Raw genomic sequence first — 16301 nt, 5'->3', positions numbered from 1 at the left:
CAGTGTGCCGCACCGGACCCGTCCGGTCACGTGACACGACCGGAAGTGTCAGTCTCGGACGGCGCGGGCCATCCGGGCGAAGGCGCGTGCCTCCTCGGCCCGGCGCACGACCACCGATCGCGAAGTGTCGATGTGAGCGAGCAGCAGGTCGTGGGCGTCGTCGAGCTTGTCGGCGAGGACCAGCTCGGCGACCTCGATGTGCTCGTCGACGGTCGCGACGATGCGGTCGGGGGTCAGATAGTCGAACATCCGCACCGGGCGTACCTTCGCGTTCACCGAGGCCAGCGCGTCGCACAGCGCACGGTTGCCGGAAGCGGCGAGCAGCGTCATGTGGAAGCGCTCGTCGAGCGTGACGAACCCGGCGTCGGGCTCGGGCGGCTCCTCGCGGATCTCGTACCAGCGGTCGAGTTCGGGACCGAGGACGTCGGCATCGTGCCGCACCGACTCGCCGTCGAGCGCGCGGCGGATCCCGCGCAGCTCCAGCGTGGTCCGCAGCTCGTACAGGTCGGCGAGGTCGTCGAAGCGCGGACGGTAGGGGTACAGCCCCTGGTCGCGGCGTTCGACGAGTCCGTCGGAGACCAATCGGGCGAGGGCTTCGCGCACCGGTGTGCGCGACACCCCGTACTGCTCGGCGAGGCGTTCTTCACTGAGTCGTTCGTCGGGGGAGGGGGTCCCGGACATCAGACGATCGCGCAGGGCCTTGTAGACCCTCTCGCGCCGTGTGTCGGCGGCCATCAGATCGCCATCGCCGCACGGACGGTGGAGGCGGCGTCGACACCACCGTCACCCGTCGAGGTGATGCGCCCGGATTCGAGGACGTAGTAGTGCAGGGCGTTGTCGAGGGCGAAACCGATGTGCTGTTCGACGAGCAGCACCCCGAGGTCGCCGCTGCGGCCGAGTTCGACGATGGTGTTCTCGATCTCGGCGACCACCGACGGCTGGATGCCCTCGGTGGGCTCGTCGAGGATGAGCATGCGCGGCTCGGTGATCAGGGCGCGGGCGATGGCGAGCTGCTGGCGCTGACCACCGGAGAGCAGGCCGGCCCGCCGGTCCAGCAGCGGGACGAGGGCGGGGAACAGATCGAGCATGTCGGCGACCAACTGTCGGCCGTTGCGCCGCGTGTCGGCGACGACCTGCAGGTTCTCACGGCAGGTGAGCTGCCCGAAGGACTGCTGCCCCTGGGGGACGTAGGCCAGACCGCGGGTGACCCGCGCGGACGGTCGCAGCGACGTGATGTCCTCACCGTCGAAGAGGATCTTCCCCTTCGTGGCGGGCAGCAGGCCGACGGCGGCGCGCAGTAGCGTGGTCTTGCCGGCACCGTTGTGGCCCATGACCGCGACGGTCTTCCCGGTCGGGACGGTGAGGGAGATGCCGTGCAGGATCTCGGTGCGACCGTAACCGGCGCGGACGTCGACGAGTTCGAGCATCATGCCTCCTGGGGAGCGGTGGCGGTCCCGAGGTAGACCTCCTGGACCTGCGGGTCGTTCTGGACCTGGTCGACGGTGCCGTCGGCGATGACCTTGCCGCGGGCGAGGACGGTGACAGAGGTGGCGAAGGCGCGCATGAAGTCCATGTCGTGCTCCACGACGACCACCGTGCGCTGCGCACCGATGCGGCGCAGCAGCTGCCCGGTCTCCTCGCGTTCGTCGTGGCTCATGCCGGCGACGGGTTCGTCGAGGAGCAGCACGTCGGCGTTCTGCACGAGCAGCATGCCGATCTCGAGCCACTGCTTCTGCCCGTGGGCGAGGATGCCCGCGGGGGTGTCGCGGTGGGTGGTCAGGCCGATCGTCTCGAGCGCTTCCTCGATCTCGGGCAGCACGTCCCTGCGGCGACGCAACAACTGCCACGGGGAGCGGCCCGCCCCGGCGGCGATGTCGAGGTTCTGCAGGACCGACAGCTCCTCGAAGACCGAGGCGGTCTGGAAGGTACGGCCCACGCCGAGGCGCGCGATCTTGTGGGTCTTCTTGCCGAGCAGTTCGACGCCCGACTTGGTGATCGAGCCGGTTGCCGGGACCAGGCCGGTGACGGCGTCGACGAGGGTCGTCTTGCCGGCGCCGTTGGGGCCGATGAGGAACCGCAGGTCGCCCTGGAGGAGGGTGAGGTCGACGCCGTCGACGGCGGTGAAGCCGTCGAAGGTGACACGCAGGTCGCGGATCTCGAGGTAGTCGCTGCTCATTCCGGCGTTGCCGCCGTAGACGGGTTTGCTCATCGCACGGGCTCCATCTCGGGAAGGTCGGCGGGCTCGGGTTCGGCCGGCGGTGTGGGTTCCGCCGGGGTGGCGCGGCGGCGCCGGCGGAGCAGGGTGATCACCCCGGCGAGGCCGGCGGGGAAGAAGCCGACGACGACGATGAACAGCAGGCCCTGCGCGTAGGTCCAGGCAGAGGGGAAGTTCTCCGACAGGGTGGTCTGTGCCCACGCCACGCCCACCGCGCCGAGGACCGGGCCGAGCAGCGTGGTGCGTCCGCCGATGGCGACACCGATGAGGAACGCGATGGACGGGACGATGCCGACGTCGGCGGGGGAGATGATGCCGACGATGGGCACGAACATCGCACCGGCGATGCCGGCGAAGAAGGCGGCGACGGTGTAGGCGGCCACCTTGATCAGGGCGGGGTCGTAGCCCAGGAAGCGGACCCGCTCCTCCTGGTCGCGGACCGCGACGAGCAGTTCGCCGTAGCGGGACTGCATGAGCTGGCGGGTCGCGGCGACGACGAGCAGCAGGATCGCGGCGACGATGAAGAACAGCATCCGCTTGTTGACCGGATCGGACAGGTCGTAGCCGAAGAAGGTGCGGAAACGGTTGAGACCGTTGGACCCTCCGGTGGACTGCTGGCCGACGAGGAGGATCGCGAAGGCCGCGGCCAGTGCCTGGGAGAGGATGGCGAAGTAGGCGCCCTTGACGCGGCGGGCGAACACACCGAAGCCGAGCAGGGCGGCGATCAGGGCCGGCACGATCAGGATCGCCAGCAGCGTGACGGCGGGGGAGGCGAACGGCACCCAATAGGCGGGTAGTTCGCGGATGCCCGCGATCTGCATGAAGTCGGGGACCGTGTCGCCGCGGAGTTCGGCGTCGGAGATCTTCAGGTGCATCGCCATGATGTAGGCGCCGAGGCCGAAGAAGACACCCTGGCCGAGGGTGAGCATGCCACCGCGACCCCAGGCCAGGCCGATGCCGACGGCGACGATCGCGAAGCACAGGAACTTGCCGAGCAGGCCGAGACGGAAATCGGAGAGGACGGCGGGGGCGAGACCGAACAGGACGATCGCGGCGATCGCGAATCCGCTTGCTGTGCGTACGGGTCCGGGTTTCGTGAAGTTGCGGACCGGGAATGTCGACGACATCAGACCAGGCTCCTCGTCTTGACGGCGAACAGGCCCTGCGGACGGACCTGCAGGAAGATCACGATGAGCACGAACACGATGACCTTCGCGATCGACGCGGTCGTGGAGTACTCGATGAACGAATTGAGCAGGCCCAGTGCGACGGCCGCGAGCACCGCGCCTTCGATGCGGCCGAGACCGCCGATGACGACCACGAGGAAGGCGTCGATGAGGTAGGACTGGCCGATCGTCGGGCTGGTCGAGCCGATGAGTGTCAGGGCCACACCGGCGAGGCCGGCGAGACCGGAGCCGAGGAAGAAGGTCGTGATGTCGGTGCGGCGCGACGAGATGCCCACCGTCTCGGCGAGATCGCGGTTCTGCACGACGGCGCGGATCCGTCGTCCCATCGGCGTGTACTTCATCGACGCGATCAGGGCGACCACGCAGACCACGGCGAGGGCGAGGATGAACAGGCGGGTCTTCGGGACGACGGCCCCGAAGATCTCCACGCCGCCGGAGAGCCAGGACGGTGCGACGACGTTGACGGCGGGAGCGCCGAAGATGTCGCGGGCGGCCTGCTGGAGCAGCAGGCCCACACCGAAGGTGACCAGCAGGGTGTCGAGCGGGCGGTGGTACATGCGGCGGATGAGGGTGACCTCGAGGATCACGCCCATCACGCCGCCCACCAGGAAACCGACGAGGAGGGAGACGAACAGGGACACCCCGGCCGACGAGATCACCTGCTGTACGACGAACGCCGTGTAGCTGCCGGCCATGATGAATTCGCCGTGGGCCATGTTGATCACGCCCATCTGGCCGAACGTCAGCGACAGCCCCAGCGCTGCCAGCAACAGGATCGATCCGATACTCAATCCTGTGAAGAGCTGTCCTACAAGGACATCCATGTCGTCTCCCTCTTCGGCTTCCGCGCTCAGTTACCGGACAGGCCCGACGCCCAGTCGTAGGACTCGAGGTACGGGTCGGGCTCGATGGCGCCGTCGGACTCCCAGACGGTGTAGATCAGGCCGTCGCCACGGATCTCACCGATGCGGGCGGTCTTGGTGATGTGGTGGTTGTCGCCGTCGATGGTCACGGTGCCCTCGGGGGCGTCGAAGGTCACGCCGTCGGCGGCTTCGATGACGTCGTCGACCTCGAAGGACTCGGCCTTCTCGACGGTGTTCTTCCACAGGTAGACCGAGGTGTAGGCGGCTTCCATGGGATCGGAGGTCGGCTTGTTCGCGCCGTACTTCGCCTTGTACGCCTCGACGAAGGAGGTGTTCTCGGGGGAGTCGACGGTCTGGTAGTAGTTCCACGCGGTGAGCTGGCCCTCGATGTTCTGTGCACCGATGCCACCCACTTCCTCCTCGGCGATGGACACCGACACGACCGGCATATCCTTCGCGTTGAGGCCGGCGTTGGTGTACTCGCGGAAGAATGCGACGTTGGAGTCGCCGTTGAGGGTGTTGAACACCGCGTCGGCGTCGGCGGTGCGCACCTTGTTGACGATGGTGGAGAAGTCGGTGGAGCCGAGCGGGGTGTAGTCCTCGCCCTTGATCTCGATGCCGTTGGCCTCCGCGTACGCCCTGATGATGCGGTTGGCGGTCTGCGGGAAGACGTAGTCGCTACCGACGAGGTAGAGCGACTTCACGCCCTGTTCCTTCAGGTAGTCCAGGGCGGGCACGATCTGCTGGTTGGTGGTCGCGCCGGTGTAGAAGATGTTCGACGACGACTCGAGGCCCTCGTACTGGACGGGGTAGTACAGCAGCGCGTTGCGGTCCTCGAAGACCGGCAGCATCGCCTTGCGGCTCGACGACGTCCAGCCGCCGAACACCGCTGCGACGCAGTCGGATCCGATGAGCTTCTCGGCCTTCTCCGCGAACACCGTCGGCTCGGATGCGCCGTCCTCGGAGACGATCTCGATCTGTTTGCCGAGCACACCGCCGTCGGCGTTGATCTCCTCGACGGCCAGCGCGATCGAGTCGCGGACGGTGACCTCGGAGATGGCCATCGTGCCCGACAGGGAGTTGAGCGAGCCGACCTTGATGGTGTCGCCCGAGGTGTCGACGCACGACGCAGCACCGGAGGCGGTCGTGCTGCCCTCGTCACCCGCGCGGCTTCCGCAGGCGGACAGCACGAGTCCGACTGCGACGAGTGCTGCGGGGGCCGCGATGGCGCGGGTGGCGAGCCTGGACCTGACAACAGACATGTAGAGCCCTTCCTTCGAAGGTGTGGCCGGAGAGGACCCCGGTGTATCCGGGAGGCGTATACAGCGCTGTATCCGTGAGGCCACACAGTAGAAGGGAGTTGTTGCGCGGGAATATCTTCCGGTCACGGTCTCGTGACACAGATTTCGCGGGTGTTACAAAGTGCGCACAAGCAGCAGCTACGGACTTCGCCATCCGCTACGGCAATTTGCGGTAGCGGATAGCTGAAGGTGTAGCGAACTGTTTGTCCACAGGGGCCGGGATCATCCACAGGCGACGCGAATACCGGTGTTCGCACCGGATCTGCGTCACGACGATCGGGCACGGTGGTCCGCATGCGACCGACGCCTTTCCTGCGGACCACCGCTCTCGCCTCCGGGATGACCGACTCCGAAATCCGTCGTGCAGTACGCGCCGGCGAACTCGAGCGACTCGAACCCGGCATCTACCTCCACAGCGACGACTCCCTCGACGAACTCGATCGCTATCGCGTGCGCGTGCGATCCGTCGGGGCAGTGCTCGCGCCCGGCACAGTGGTCAGCCACGAGTCTGCCGCAGTCCTGTACGGGCTCGCCCTGTGGAAGCCCGATCTCACGCGGGTCCACGTCACTCGCGACAGATCGGGTGGCGGTCGGAGGGACGCGAACCGTCACCTGCACGTCGCCCCTCTTCGTCCTCACGATCTGTCGGAGGTCGCGGGCATACCGTGCACCTCGCTCGCCCGGACCGTCGTGGACCTCGCCTGCACACTCGACTTCGACGAAGCAGTGATCGCCGGTGATTGCGCTGCGGCTCTCGATGCGGAGTTCGGCTCCGCGCTGCTGTGCTGTCTCGACGAGTCCGGGCCGCGTCGAGGTATCGCTGCCGCGCGACGCGTGGCTGCATTTCTCGACGGTCGCAGCGAGAGTCCGGGGGAGTCGTTGAGTCGCATCCGGATGCATCAGGCCGGCATGCCCGCACCGACGCTCCAGAAGGAGATACGAACACCCGACGGGCAGTTCGTCGCCCGGGTCGACTTCCTCTGGGAGGACGAAGGAGTCGTCGGTGAGTTCGACGGGATGGGCAAGTACGACGAGGGAGGTGTCGAGGCCCTGCGGAACGAGAAGCGACGGGAGGACGCCTTGCGCGACCTCGGCTTCGAAGTGGTCAGGTGGACGTGGCCCGAACTGTTCCGGTTCGACGTCGTCCGCGCTCGCTTCGACCGTGCCGTCGCCCGTGCGCGGCGGTAACCGCTACCTTCTCGGCCATCCGCTACAGCGAATCGCGGTAGCTGATGGCAAAACCTGTAGCTGATGCGTCAGGCGGGGTCGAGGACCGAGCCCATCACGCGCTCGACTGCGATCTCGATGACGACGCGGCGGGGGTTGGGGCGGGGTTCGCGGTAGCGGGCGGCGTAGCGACGCTCGCCCTCGCGGACGTCGGCCGGCTCGCGGGTCACGCGGGCCGGGCCCTCGAGGGTGAGCCAGCGACCGCCGTCGACCTGGCTGACGACGGCGTAACCCCCGCGTTCGACGTTGAGGGTCTTCTGGGAGCCCTCGAAGGTGATGACGCGGGCGAGGCCGGCCTCGCCGTCCCACGTGAACCCGACGGCGACGACGTGCGGCGAGCCGTCCTTGCGAAGGGTCGTGAGCGTCGCGAGGTGGTACTCGGACAGGAACTCGAGTGCCTTCGCGCCTATCGCGTCGGGGGTGCGTGCCATGCGACGAGCCTACCGACGCTCAACGCACCAGATACGGCGAGACCGACGAGCGGTGCTCGTTGATGTCGATCTCCTTGCCCAGGGGCGGGAAGGCACGCTGCGGGCAGTTCATGCGCTCGCACACGCGGCAACCCGAGCCGATCGGCGTGCCGGGGTTGGACTCGTCGAGGTCGAGACCGTCGGCGTAGACGAGGCGATGCGCGTGCCGCAGTTCGCAGCCGAGACCGATCGCGAAGGTCTTCGACGGCTGACCGTAGCGTGCGGCGCGACGCTCGACCGTGCGCGCGACCCACAGATAGCGACGACCGTCGGGCATCTGTGCGATCTGCGTCATGATCTTGCCGGGATAGGCGAAGGTCTCGTAGACGTTCCACAGCGGGCACGTGCCGCCACTGGTGGAGAAGTGGAAACCGGTGGCGGACTGTCGCTTCGACATGTTCCCCGCGCGGTCGACGCGCACGAACGAGAACGGGACGCCCCGCAGCTTCGGACGTTGCAGAGTCGACAAACGGTGCGCGATCGTCTCGTAGCTGACGCCGTAGAAGGCCGACAGACGCTCGACGTCGTAGCGGAAGTCCTCGGCGATCTCGTGGAACTGTGTGTACGGCAGGATCAGTGCGGCCGCCCAGTAGTTGGCGAGCCCGAGCCGGGCCAACGCCCGCGAGGCGTCGCTCGTGAACGAACCCTCCGCAACGAGGCGGTCGATGAGCTCCCCGCACTCCAGGTACGCGAGTTCGATGGCCAGCTTGAAGACCTGCTGCCCACCGGACAGCTGCGGCGCGACTTCGAGGACACGGGTCTCGGGGTCGTAGCGGTGCAGGATGTTCTCGCCCAGATCGATGCGCTTGACGATCTGCACGTCGTGGACCGTCGCCATGCGGCGGGCGATCTCGCCGCCGACGTCGCCGCGGTGGAACCGGATGCGATCGGCCAGTTCCTCTGCCGCGGTGTCGAGATCGTGCAGGTAGTTCTGCCGCTGGTAGAAGTAGTCGCGCACCTCTTCGTGCGGCATGGTGATCGCCCCGCTGCCGCTGCCGTCGCTGTACCTCTCCTCGGTCGCGACGGCGAGCTGCGCGGTGGTGTTGCGGAAGCGCCGGTGGAGATTGACCATTGCGCGCGCCAGAGTGGGATGGGCTGCAACCATCTCGGCGATCTCCTGCGCGTCGGCCTCGATGCCCATCTCCTGGTCGAGCGCGACCTCCCGCATCTCCGCGATCAGACGGGTGTCGTCCTGCGAGGAGAAGAAGGTGGCGTCCACCCCGAAGACCTCGCTGATGCGCAGCAGGACGGGCACGGTCAGGGGCCGGACGTCGTGCTCGATCTGGTTGAGATAACTTGCCGAGATCTCGAGGGTCTTGGCGAGCGCAGCCTGGCTGAGTCCTCGCTCGGTGCGTAGCTGCCGCAACCGGGCGCCTACATAGGTCTTGGCCATTCGCCCAGGGTAGAACTGCCTCGCAGCCTTCGCAAGGTGGCGTTCGCAGCGTGTTAATCGACGGGCACCGGTGGAGCCTCGAGACCGAACCACGAGCCCGGCGCGAACGCTTCGAAGTGGATCGACCCCGGGGACAGGCCCGACGCGACGAGATCGGAGCGGATCGCACGCATGAACGGGATCGGACCGCACACGTAGGTGCGGGCGTCGCCCGGAATCGTCAGCCCGGACAGGGGAGTTCGCCCGTCGCTGCGGATCTCGTCGTACTCGGTGTAGCGCACGTGCAGCCGGGCGTCCGGCAACGAGTCGACCAGGATGCCGATCTCGGTCCGGTGCGGTTGCTCGTAAGGGGTGCGGTCGATGTGGACGACGTCGACGCTCCGGCCGTCGCCTCGGGACTGCATGTCGCGCAGCGCCGCGACGGTCATCGTCACGCCCACGCCCGCCGAGACGAGCAGCAGCGGTTCGCTGCCCCGATCGACCACGACGCTGCCGAAGGGCGGCGACACGAGGAGGTGATCGTCGACGCGCAGGCCGTCGCAGAGCACGGGGGAGACGAGTCCGTCCGGCACGCGCTTGACGGTGACGGCCCACTCGCCGCTCACCCTGCCGGGGAACACGGTGTACTGGCGGATCTGCTCGGAGCCGTCGGACAGCGCGACCCGCACCGAGATGTACTGGCCGGGAAGGAAGGCCGGCAGCGGTTCACCGTCGACGGAACGGAGGTGGAGGGTGGCCGCGTGCGCGCCGTCGTACTCGTGCTCGGTGACGACCACACGACGCCAGATGTCGCCGGGCGCCACACCGGCCCGCCGGTACAGCTCCGTCTCCTGCTCGACGAGCGAGTTCGCCATCAGCGTGTACACCTCGTGCCAGGCCACGGCGACCTGCGGTGTGACGGCGTCACCGAGCACCTCGGCGATCGCGGCGAACAGGTGCGTCCGCACGATCCCGTAGTGCGCTGCCTGCACACCGAGGGACGCGTGCTTGGCGGCGATCCGCTCCATGATGGGGTCGATGTCGGTTGGTGCATGGGTGACCAGCAGTGATGCGAAGGCGGCGACCGAGTCGGCGAGTGCCCGTTGCTGGGTTCCGTTCGCCTGGTTGGTGCGGTTGAAGGTGTCCCGCAGTGACGGGACGGCCCGGAAGAGCCGGTTGTAGAAGACACGTGAGATCGTGCCGATCTCGGCGCCGACCACCGGCAGGGTCGCTTCGACGATCGACCGCGACGTACTCGAGAGAATGTCGACTCCTCGTGTTCGGGGGGCTGTTCGGCGGGGCCCGACACACGAAGGCACTACGACGCGCCGGCCCCGATCCGGCCCGAGACATGTTACGGGTGGGATTCGAGAGGTCAATGGGGATCACAGCGGGCGGTCGGCTCCTGTGAAGGCAGTCACAGGCAGGTGTCCGATCCGTCCCGCACTGGGTGATTCGGCGGGGTGGGGTGTTTCGGCGCGGGGGCCGGGTGGTAGCGGCAAAAGCCGAGGTAGTTGCTACTCGCGGGTAATAAACCTGTGTCCGATTCGGGTAGTTGGACCGACCATCGATTAGCAATCTTCGCAATGCCTGCAACGAAAATAGCCGAGATTGGCATTAGCAACAGGTAGACGGGCTTTTTGGTCTGTGTCATTGTCGTTCTTGTACATCCGAACGGCACGCAAAGGATGTGAAGTCGTACACGCGTACTGCTTCATCCCGAGCGGGGCAGATCTAGAGAGTGGAGATTTGATGTCGACCACCGGCACCCCGAGGACTGCAGAAGAGATCCAGAAGGATTGGGACACCAATCCGCGCTGGAAGGGGATCACCCGCAACTACACCGCCGAGCAGGTCGCCAAGCTGCAGGGCAATGTCGTCGAGGAGGCCACCCTCGCCCGCCGCGGTTCCGAGATCCTGTGGGACCTCGTCAACAACGAGGACTACATCAACTCGCTGGGCGCCCTCACCGGTAACCAGGCGGTCCAGCAGGTCCGCGCCGGCCTGAAGGCCATCTACCTCTCCGGTTGGCAGGTCGCAGGCGACGCCAACCTGTCCGGCCACACCTACCCGGACCAGTCGCTGTACCCGGCGAACTCGGTTCCGCAGGTCGTCCGCCGCATCAACAACGCGCTGCTGCGCGCCGACGAGATCGCCAAGGTCGAGGGCGACACCTCCGTCGACAACTGGCTCGCTCCGATCGTCGCCGACGGTGAGGCCGGCTTCGGTGGTGCCCTCAACGTCTACGAGCTGCAGAAGGCCATGATCGCGGCCGGCGTCGCCGGTTCGCACTGGGAGGACCAGCTCGCGTCGGAGAAGAAGTGCGGCCACCTCGGTGGCAAGGTGCTCATCCCCACGCAGCAGCACATCCGCACCCTGACCTCGGCTCGCCTCGCGGCCGACGTCGCGGACGTTCCGACCGTGGTCATCGCCCGCACCGACGCCGAGGCCGCGACCCTCATCACCTCCGATGTCGACGAGCGCGACCGCCCGTTCATCACCGGTGAGCGCACCGCCGAGGGCTTCTACCACGTCAAGAACGGCATCGAGCCCTGCATCGCCCGTGCGAAGGCCTACGCTCCGTACTCCGACCTCATCTGGATGGAGACCGGTGTTCCGGACCTCGAGGTCGCCAAGAAGTTCGCCGAGGGCGTCCGCAGCGAGTTCCCGGACCAGCTGCTGGCCTACAACTGCTCGCCGTCCTTCAACTGGAAGGCTCACCTGGACGACGCGACCATCGCGAAGTTCCAGAAGGAGCTCGGCGCGATGGGCTTCAAGTTCCAGTTCATCACCCTCGCCGGCTTCCACTCGCTCAACTACGGCATGTTCGACCTGGCCCACGGCTACGCCCGCGAGGGCATGACGGCCTTCGTCGACCTGCAGGAGCGCGAGTTCAAGGCGGCCAAGGAGCGCGGCTTCACCGCTATCAAGCACCAGCGTGAGGTCGGTGCCGGCTACTTCGACACCATCGCCACCACCGTCGATCCCAACACCTCCACGGCTGCCCTGAAGGGCTCCACCGAGGAAGGCCAGTTCCACTAGGAACAAGCGCCACCCCGAGGTCCACCACCCCGCGGCGGGATCCACAGGTCCCCATGTCCTGCCGCGGGGTGCGTGCGTATCCGGAGCAGTTCGAAACGCGCGTACCCGATGGGTCCGCACCTGTACTTCCGGCCTCGGCCACGACCCCCACAACGAGAAGGAGCTGACGTGACCAGCGAAAAGATTCAGCGCGTCGGCGTGATCGGCGCCGGCATCATGGGCGCAGGTATCGCCGAGGTGTGCGCACGCGCTCATGTCGACGTACTGGTGTTCGAGCAGACCCGCGAACTCGCGGCCGCCGGACGCGCCCGCATCCTCCGGTCGCTGGACCGGGGTGTGAGCAGCGGAAAGATCACCGAGCGTGAGCGTGAGCAGGCCGCATGGCGTCTGCGCTTCACCTCCGATCTCGGTGACTTCGCCGATCGGCAGCTCGTCGTGGAGGCCGTCGTCGAGGACGAGAAGCTCAAGAGCGAGATCTTCGCCGAGCTCGACAAGATCGTCACCGATCCCAACGCGGTGCTCGCCTCGAACACCTCGTCGATCCCGATCATGAAGCTCGGTATCGCGACCGGTGCCCCCGAACGTGTCATCGGCATGCACTTCTTCAACCCCGTGCCGGTGCTCCCGCTCGTCGAGCTCGTCACCACTCTGAAGACCAGCCCCACCGTCTCCGAGCGCGCCGAGGCCTTCGCCGCCGACGTACTGGGCAAGCAGGTCGTGCGGTCCTCCGATCGCGCAGGTTTCATTGCCAACGCACTGCTGGTGCCGTACCTGCTCTCGGCGATCCGGATGGTCGAGTCCGGCTTCGCCACCAAGGAGGACATCGACAAGACGATGGTCCTGGGCTGCGCCCACCCGATGGGTCCGCTCGCCCTGACCGACCTCGTCGGTCTGGACACCGTCAAGTCGATCGCCGACTCCATGTACGAGGAGTTCAAGGAGCCCCTGTACTCGGCCCCGCCGCTGCTGCAGCGCATGGTCGAGGCGGGACTCGTCGGCAAGAAGTCGGGCGCCGGCTTCTACGAGTACGCCGACAACGGCCGCACGGTCAAGAAGGCCGGCTAGCCAGGTAGCACCACCGCACACGGCGCCCGTGCCCGGCGACAGTGTTCCAAGCACTGGTCACCGGTGCACGGGCGCGGTGTGCATGAGGGAAAGGTCGACGCCGACATGGCAACTCTCGCCGACGGATACGGATCGAGCATCCTCGGGTACCCGCGCATCGGACCCCGCCGCGAGCTCAAGTTCGCCCTCGAGGCCTACTGGCACGGTGAGGGCACGCGCGACGAACTCGTCGCGGTCGCTCGCGAGCTCCAGGAGAACACCTGGCGCGAGCTCGCAGCCACGGGTCTGACCCAGGTACCCGGCAACACGTTCTCCTACTACGATCACGTCCTGGACAACGCCCTGTTGTTCGGAGCGCTGCCCGACCGGTTCCGTCCGCTGGTCGACGAGCTCGACCCGCTCGATCTGTATTTCACGCTGTGCCGTGGACGCGAGGACTTCCCGCCGCTCGAGCTGGTGCGCTGGTTCGGCAGCAACTACCACTACCGCCAGCCCGAACTCGACGAGAACACCGTCTTCGAGTTGAACTCGGCGGCCGTGCTCGACGAGTTCGAGCGTGCGAAGGCCGAGGGCGTCGAGCTGCGTCCGGTGGTGCTCGGCCCGGTCTCGCTGCTGCTGCTGTCGAAGGTCGCGCCGACGTCGACGAAGGAGGGTTTCCGCACCCTCGACCTGCTCGACGCGCTGCTCCCCGAGTACGAGAAGCTCTTCGAGCAGCTCGCCCGCGCCGGCGCGACCTGTGTGCAGCTCGACGAGCCGTCCTTCACCGAGGACCGCAGCGAGGAGGAGCTCGCAGCCCTCGCGCGTGCCTACGACGTGCTCTCCCACGCTCCGCTGCGGCCGCGTCTGCTCGTGACCGGCCCGTACGGGCATCTCGGTGAGGCGCTGCCGATCCTGGCCACGACGAAGATCGAGGCGATCGGCCTGGACCTGGTCGACGGCCGCATCAGCGCGGACGAACTGGCCGCCGTGCCCGGACTGAAGCGCAAGCGCATCTACGCCGGTGTCGTCGACGGCCGCAATGTGTGGAAGGTCGACCGCCACCGCACGCTCGAGTACCTGAAGTCCATCGCCGCGGTCGCACCGGATCTCGTCGTGTCGACCTCGTCCTCGCTGTTGCACGTGCCCTACGACGTGCTCGTCGAGTACGACATCCCCGGCGACGTCGCCGATCGTCTCGCGTTCGCGAAGCAGAAGGTGGGGGAGGTGGTCTCCCTCGCCAAGGCGCTCACCACCGGAGCCGAGGAGCGGTGGCGCAAGCCGCCCGTGTCGGTGCACTTCAAGCAGAAGCACACCGTCCGTGCACGTCTGAACGCGGTCACTCCCGCTCATCGGGTGCGCGCGCCGTACGAGGAGCGCCGCGTCGCGCAGCAGAAGCGCCTGGATCTGCCGCCGGTGCCGACGGCGACGCTGGGGTCGTTCCCGCAGACCGCGGAGATCCGCAGGGCACGAGCAGAACTCGGTCGTGGCCGGATGTCGTACGACGAGTACGTCAAGCGGATCCAGGAGGAGATCGAGTCCACCATCCGTCTGCAGGAGGACATCGGTCTCGACGTCCTCGTCCACGGTGAACACGAACGCAACGACATGGTGCAGTACTTCGCCGAGCTGATGGAGGGCTTCGCCACCACGCACTTCGGCTGGGTGCAGGCCTACGGTTCACGTTGCACGCGACCGCCGATCCTCTACGGCGACATCGTGCGTCCGAAGCCGATGACGGTCGAGTGGATCTCGTTCGCACAGTCGCTGACCGACAAGCCGGTCAAGGGCATGCTCACCGGTCCGGTGACGATGCTGGCGCGTTCCTACGTGCGTCAGGATCAGCCGCTCCACGAGACGGCCGACCAGCTCGCACTGGCCATCCGCGACGAGATCGCCGATCTCGAGCGGGCGGGCATCGCGATCATCCAGGTCGACGAACCGGCCATCCGCGAACTGCTGCCGCTGCGCCAGGACGGGCGTGCCGAATACCTCGACTGGGCCGTCGACGCCTTCCGTCTCGCCACCGGTGGTGCGAAGCCGGAGACGCAGATCCACACGCACCTGACCTATTCGGGTCAGGCCTCGGTGGTCGACGCGATCGAGCGGCTCGACGCCGACGTCACGGCGATCGTGGCGACGCGCTCGATCCGCTGGGTGCTCGAAGCGATCAAGGACCGCGCGCTGTCCCACGGTGTCGGCCCCGGTGTCTACGAGTCGCGGTCGGCCCGGATCCCGGACATCGACGAGCTCGACGAGTTGCTCACCGAAGCGGCGGAATCGGTGGAACTCGACCGGTTGTGGGCCAATCCGGACGGCGGTCTCAAGACCCGTCACCACTGGCAGCTCGAGCCGTCGCTGCGCAATCTCGTCGCTGCGGCGCGGCGCTTGCGCCGCCGGGCGGCCCAGCAGTCCGATCAGGCCGGATAGCCGAACCGTATCGACGACGTGCCCCCGCGGGAGTCCCCCGCGGGTGCACGTCGTCGTGAGGCGGAGTAGTTGTGGAGGAATGACGTCCACCACCGGTACGACCACCGTCGCCGCCTACGCCGCCACCGCGCCCGACGCGCCCCTGTCGAAGACCACCGTCGAACGACGTGCGCTCGGTCCGCTCGACGTACTCATCGCCATCGAGTTCGCCGGCATCTGCCATTCCGACATCCACACCGCCCGGAACGAATGGGGCGGGACCAAGTACCCGATCGTGCCGGGTCACGAGATCGTCGGCACCGTCGCCGCCGTCGGTTCCGATGTCACGGAACACGCCGTCGGAGACCGGGTCGGCGTGGGCTGCTTCGTGAACTCCTGTGGCGAATGTGATTCCTGCCGAACAGGATTCGAACAGCACTGCACCAATCGGGTGACGGGGACCTACAACTCCGTCGACCGCGACGGCACCGTCACCCAGGGCGGCTACTCCACGCACATCGTCGTCACAGAACACTTCGTCCTGAGGATTCCCGACGGACTCGACCCGGCCGCCGCGGCACCTCTGCTGTGCGCGGGAATCACCCTGTACTCGCCGCTGAAGCGGTGGAATGCGGGACCGGGCAGCAAGGTCGCGATCATCGGCATGGGCGGTCTCGGGCACGTCGGTGTGAAGATCGCTGCAGCGATGGGCGCGGAGGTGACCGTGCTGGGCCACTCGCTGTCGAAGCGGGACGACGGCCTGCGTTTCGGGGCGGTCGACTACCGATCGACCGAGGACGAGTCGACGTTCAAGGAGCTGCGCGGGAAGTTCGACCTGATCCTCAACACCGTCTCGGTCAACCTCGACCTCGACCGCTACCTGTCGTTGCTGCGGCTGCACGGCACCCTCGTCGGCCTCGGCCTGCCCGAGAAGCCGCTGTCGGTGCGGGCGTTCTCGCTCGCGATGAACGATCGTGCGATGGCCGGATCGAATGTCGGCGGCATCCCCCACACGCAGGAGATGCTCGACTTCTGCGCAGAGCACGGCATCGGAGCGGAGATCGAGCTGATCTCCGCGGACCGTATCAATGAGGCATACGACCGTGTGGTCGCCAGTGACGTGCGCTACCGGTTCGTGATCGACGCCTCGACGTTCTGAGCGTGTCGACGTCCC

The 16301-nt window shown here is 67.2% G+C and carries 14 protein-coding genes; 5 read left to right on the top strand and 9 right to left on the bottom strand.

The genetic code is table 11. From position 1 onward, the window contains the following. Nucleotides 1-48 precede the first annotated feature (48 nt). The 6 genes from ACNJ7K_RS04900 to urtA are packed head-to-tail and all read right to left on the bottom strand — an operon-like array spanning nt 49 to nt 5527. Complete coding sequence (locus ACNJ7K_RS04900) at nt 49-735, bottom strand: GntR family transcriptional regulator (protein ID WP_268654337.1); 687 nt, start codon at nt 733-735, stop codon at nt 49-51. Then, on the bottom strand, nt 735-1427 hold the full coding sequence (gene urtE, locus ACNJ7K_RS04895; protein ID WP_487041312.1) for an urea ABC transporter ATP-binding subunit UrtE: 693 nt from the start codon (nt 1425-1427) through the stop codon (nt 735-737). The genes ACNJ7K_RS04900 and urtE overlap by 1 nt, the downstream gene beginning before the upstream one ends. Continuing rightward, nucleotides 1427-2209, bottom strand: coding sequence for an urea ABC transporter ATP-binding protein UrtD (gene urtD / locus ACNJ7K_RS04890; protein ID WP_159417707.1), 783 nt, complete (start codon nt 2207-2209; stop codon nt 1427-1429). Before urtD ends, urtE begins: the two co-directional genes overlap by 1 nt. After that, the gene (urtC, locus tag ACNJ7K_RS04885; protein ID WP_159417708.1) at nt 2206-3342 is read right to left on the bottom strand and encodes an urea ABC transporter permease subunit UrtC; all 1137 of its coding nucleotides are present in this window, start codon (nt 3340-3342) and stop codon (nt 2206-2208) included. The genes urtD and urtC overlap by 4 nt, the downstream gene beginning before the upstream one ends. Further along, entirely contained in the window at nt 3342-4226 is an 885-nt protein-coding gene (gene urtB / locus ACNJ7K_RS04880; RefSeq protein WP_016693074.1) for an urea ABC transporter permease subunit UrtB, read from the bottom strand. The genes urtC and urtB overlap by 1 nt, the downstream gene beginning before the upstream one ends. A 26-nt stretch (nt 4227-4252) precedes the next feature. After that, the gene (gene urtA, locus ACNJ7K_RS04875; RefSeq protein ID WP_455409378.1) at nt 4253-5527 is read right to left on the bottom strand and encodes an urea ABC transporter substrate-binding protein; all 1275 of its coding nucleotides are present in this window, start codon (nt 5525-5527) and stop codon (nt 4253-4255) included. A 333-nt stretch (nt 5528-5860) separates the two neighbouring features. On the opposite strand from urtA, the gene ACNJ7K_RS04870 reads away from it, so the two are divergent. Then, on the top strand, nt 5861-6754 hold the full coding sequence (locus tag ACNJ7K_RS04870) for a type IV toxin-antitoxin system AbiEi family antitoxin domain-containing protein (RefSeq protein WP_261379468.1): 894 nt from the start codon (nt 5861-5863) through the stop codon (nt 6752-6754). Between the two features lie 68 nt (nt 6755-6822). Here the strand turns inward: ACNJ7K_RS04870 and ACNJ7K_RS04865 are convergent, their stop codons facing one another. From ACNJ7K_RS04865 to ACNJ7K_RS04855, 3 genes are read right to left on the bottom strand one after another with little or no spacing between them, the layout of a single operon-like run. Further along, nucleotides 6823-7224, bottom strand: coding sequence for a PPOX class F420-dependent oxidoreductase (locus ACNJ7K_RS04865; protein WP_120280113.1), 402 nt, complete (start codon nt 7222-7224; stop codon nt 6823-6825). A 19-nt stretch (nt 7225-7243) separates the two neighbouring features. Next, entirely contained in the window at nt 7244-8656 is a 1413-nt protein-coding gene (gene ramB / locus ACNJ7K_RS04860; protein ID WP_120280112.1) for an acetate metabolism transcriptional regulator RamB, read from the bottom strand. Between the two features lie 53 nt (nt 8657-8709). Next, nucleotides 8710-9855 (bottom strand): globin domain-containing protein, encoded by a 1146-nt coding sequence (locus ACNJ7K_RS04855; protein WP_455409377.1) that lies wholly within the window; start codon nt 9853-9855, stop codon nt 8710-8712. A 532-nt stretch (nt 9856-10387) separates the two neighbouring features. Here ACNJ7K_RS04855 and aceA point away from each other — a divergent pair. The 4 genes from aceA (at nt 10388) to ACNJ7K_RS04835 (ending at nt 16286) form a co-directional block, all read left to right on the top strand. After that, the gene (gene aceA, locus ACNJ7K_RS04850) at nt 10388-11677 is read left to right on the top strand and encodes an isocitrate lyase (protein WP_006553580.1); all 1290 of its coding nucleotides are present in this window, start codon (nt 10388-10390) and stop codon (nt 11675-11677) included. 168 nt (nt 11678-11845) lie between these two features. After that, entirely contained in the window at nt 11846-12742 is an 897-nt protein-coding gene (locus ACNJ7K_RS04845) for a 3-hydroxybutyryl-CoA dehydrogenase (protein WP_120280111.1), read from the top strand. A 105-nt stretch (nt 12743-12847) separates the two neighbouring features. Beyond that, on the top strand, nt 12848-15148 hold the full coding sequence (gene metE / locus ACNJ7K_RS04840; RefSeq protein ID WP_268654333.1) for a 5-methyltetrahydropteroyltriglutamate--homocysteine S-methyltransferase: 2301 nt from the start codon (nt 12848-12850) through the stop codon (nt 15146-15148). A 79-nt stretch (nt 15149-15227) separates the two neighbouring features. Beyond that, complete coding sequence (locus ACNJ7K_RS04835; protein ID WP_487041291.1) at nt 15228-16286, top strand: NAD(P)-dependent alcohol dehydrogenase; 1059 nt, start codon at nt 15228-15230, stop codon at nt 16284-16286. Nucleotides 16287-16301 lie beyond the last annotated feature (15 nt).

The organism is Rhodococcus shunpengi (assembly GCF_048381395.1).
Taxonomy (GTDB): Bacteria; Actinomycetota; Actinomycetes; order Mycobacteriales; family Mycobacteriaceae; genus Rhodococcus.
The sequence above is the reverse complement of the archived record's forward strand: the minus strand, read 5'-3'. Positions and strand labels throughout refer to the sequence as shown.

Excerpts from the sequence above, each read along its gene's own strand:
- ACNJ7K_RS04900 (WP_268654337.1), bottom strand. The coding sequence starts at position 735 with ATGGCCGCCGACACACGGCGCGAGAGGGTCTACAAGGCCCTGCGCGAT.
- ACNJ7K_RS04865 (WP_120280113.1), bottom strand. The coding sequence starts at position 7,224 with ATGGCACGCACCCCCGACGCGATAGGCGCGAAGGCACTCGAGTTCCTG.
- aceA (WP_006553580.1), top strand. The coding sequence starts at position 10,388 with ATGTCGACCACCGGCACCCCGAGGACTGCAGAAGAGATCCAGAAGGAT.
- urtD (WP_159417707.1), bottom strand. The coding sequence starts at position 2,209 with ATGAGCAAACCCGTCTACGGCGGCAACGCCGGAATGAGCAGCGACTAC.
- urtC (WP_159417708.1), bottom strand. The coding sequence starts at position 3,342 with ATGTCGTCGACATTCCCGGTCCGCAACTTCACGAAACCCGGACCCGTA.
- ACNJ7K_RS04870 (WP_261379468.1), top strand. The coding sequence starts at position 5,861 with ATGCGACCGACGCCTTTCCTGCGGACCACCGCTCTCGCCTCCGGGATG.
- ramB (WP_120280112.1), bottom strand. The coding sequence starts at position 8,656 with ATGGCCAAGACCTATGTAGGCGCCCGGTTGCGGCAGCTACGCACCGAG.
- urtA (WP_455409378.1), bottom strand. The coding sequence starts at position 5,527 with ATGTCTGTTGTCAGGTCCAGGCTCGCCACCCGCGCCATCGCGGCCCCC.
- metE (WP_268654333.1), top strand. The coding sequence starts at position 12,848 with ATGGCAACTCTCGCCGACGGATACGGATCGAGCATCCTCGGGTACCCG.
- urtE (WP_487041312.1), bottom strand. The coding sequence starts at position 1,427 with ATGCTCGAACTCGTCGACGTCCGCGCCGGTTACGGTCGCACCGAGATC.
- urtB (WP_016693074.1), bottom strand. The coding sequence starts at position 4,226 with ATGGATGTCCTTGTAGGACAGCTCTTCACAGGATTGAGTATCGGATCG.
- ACNJ7K_RS04835 (WP_487041291.1), top strand. The coding sequence starts at position 15,228 with ATGACGTCCACCACCGGTACGACCACCGTCGCCGCCTACGCCGCCACC.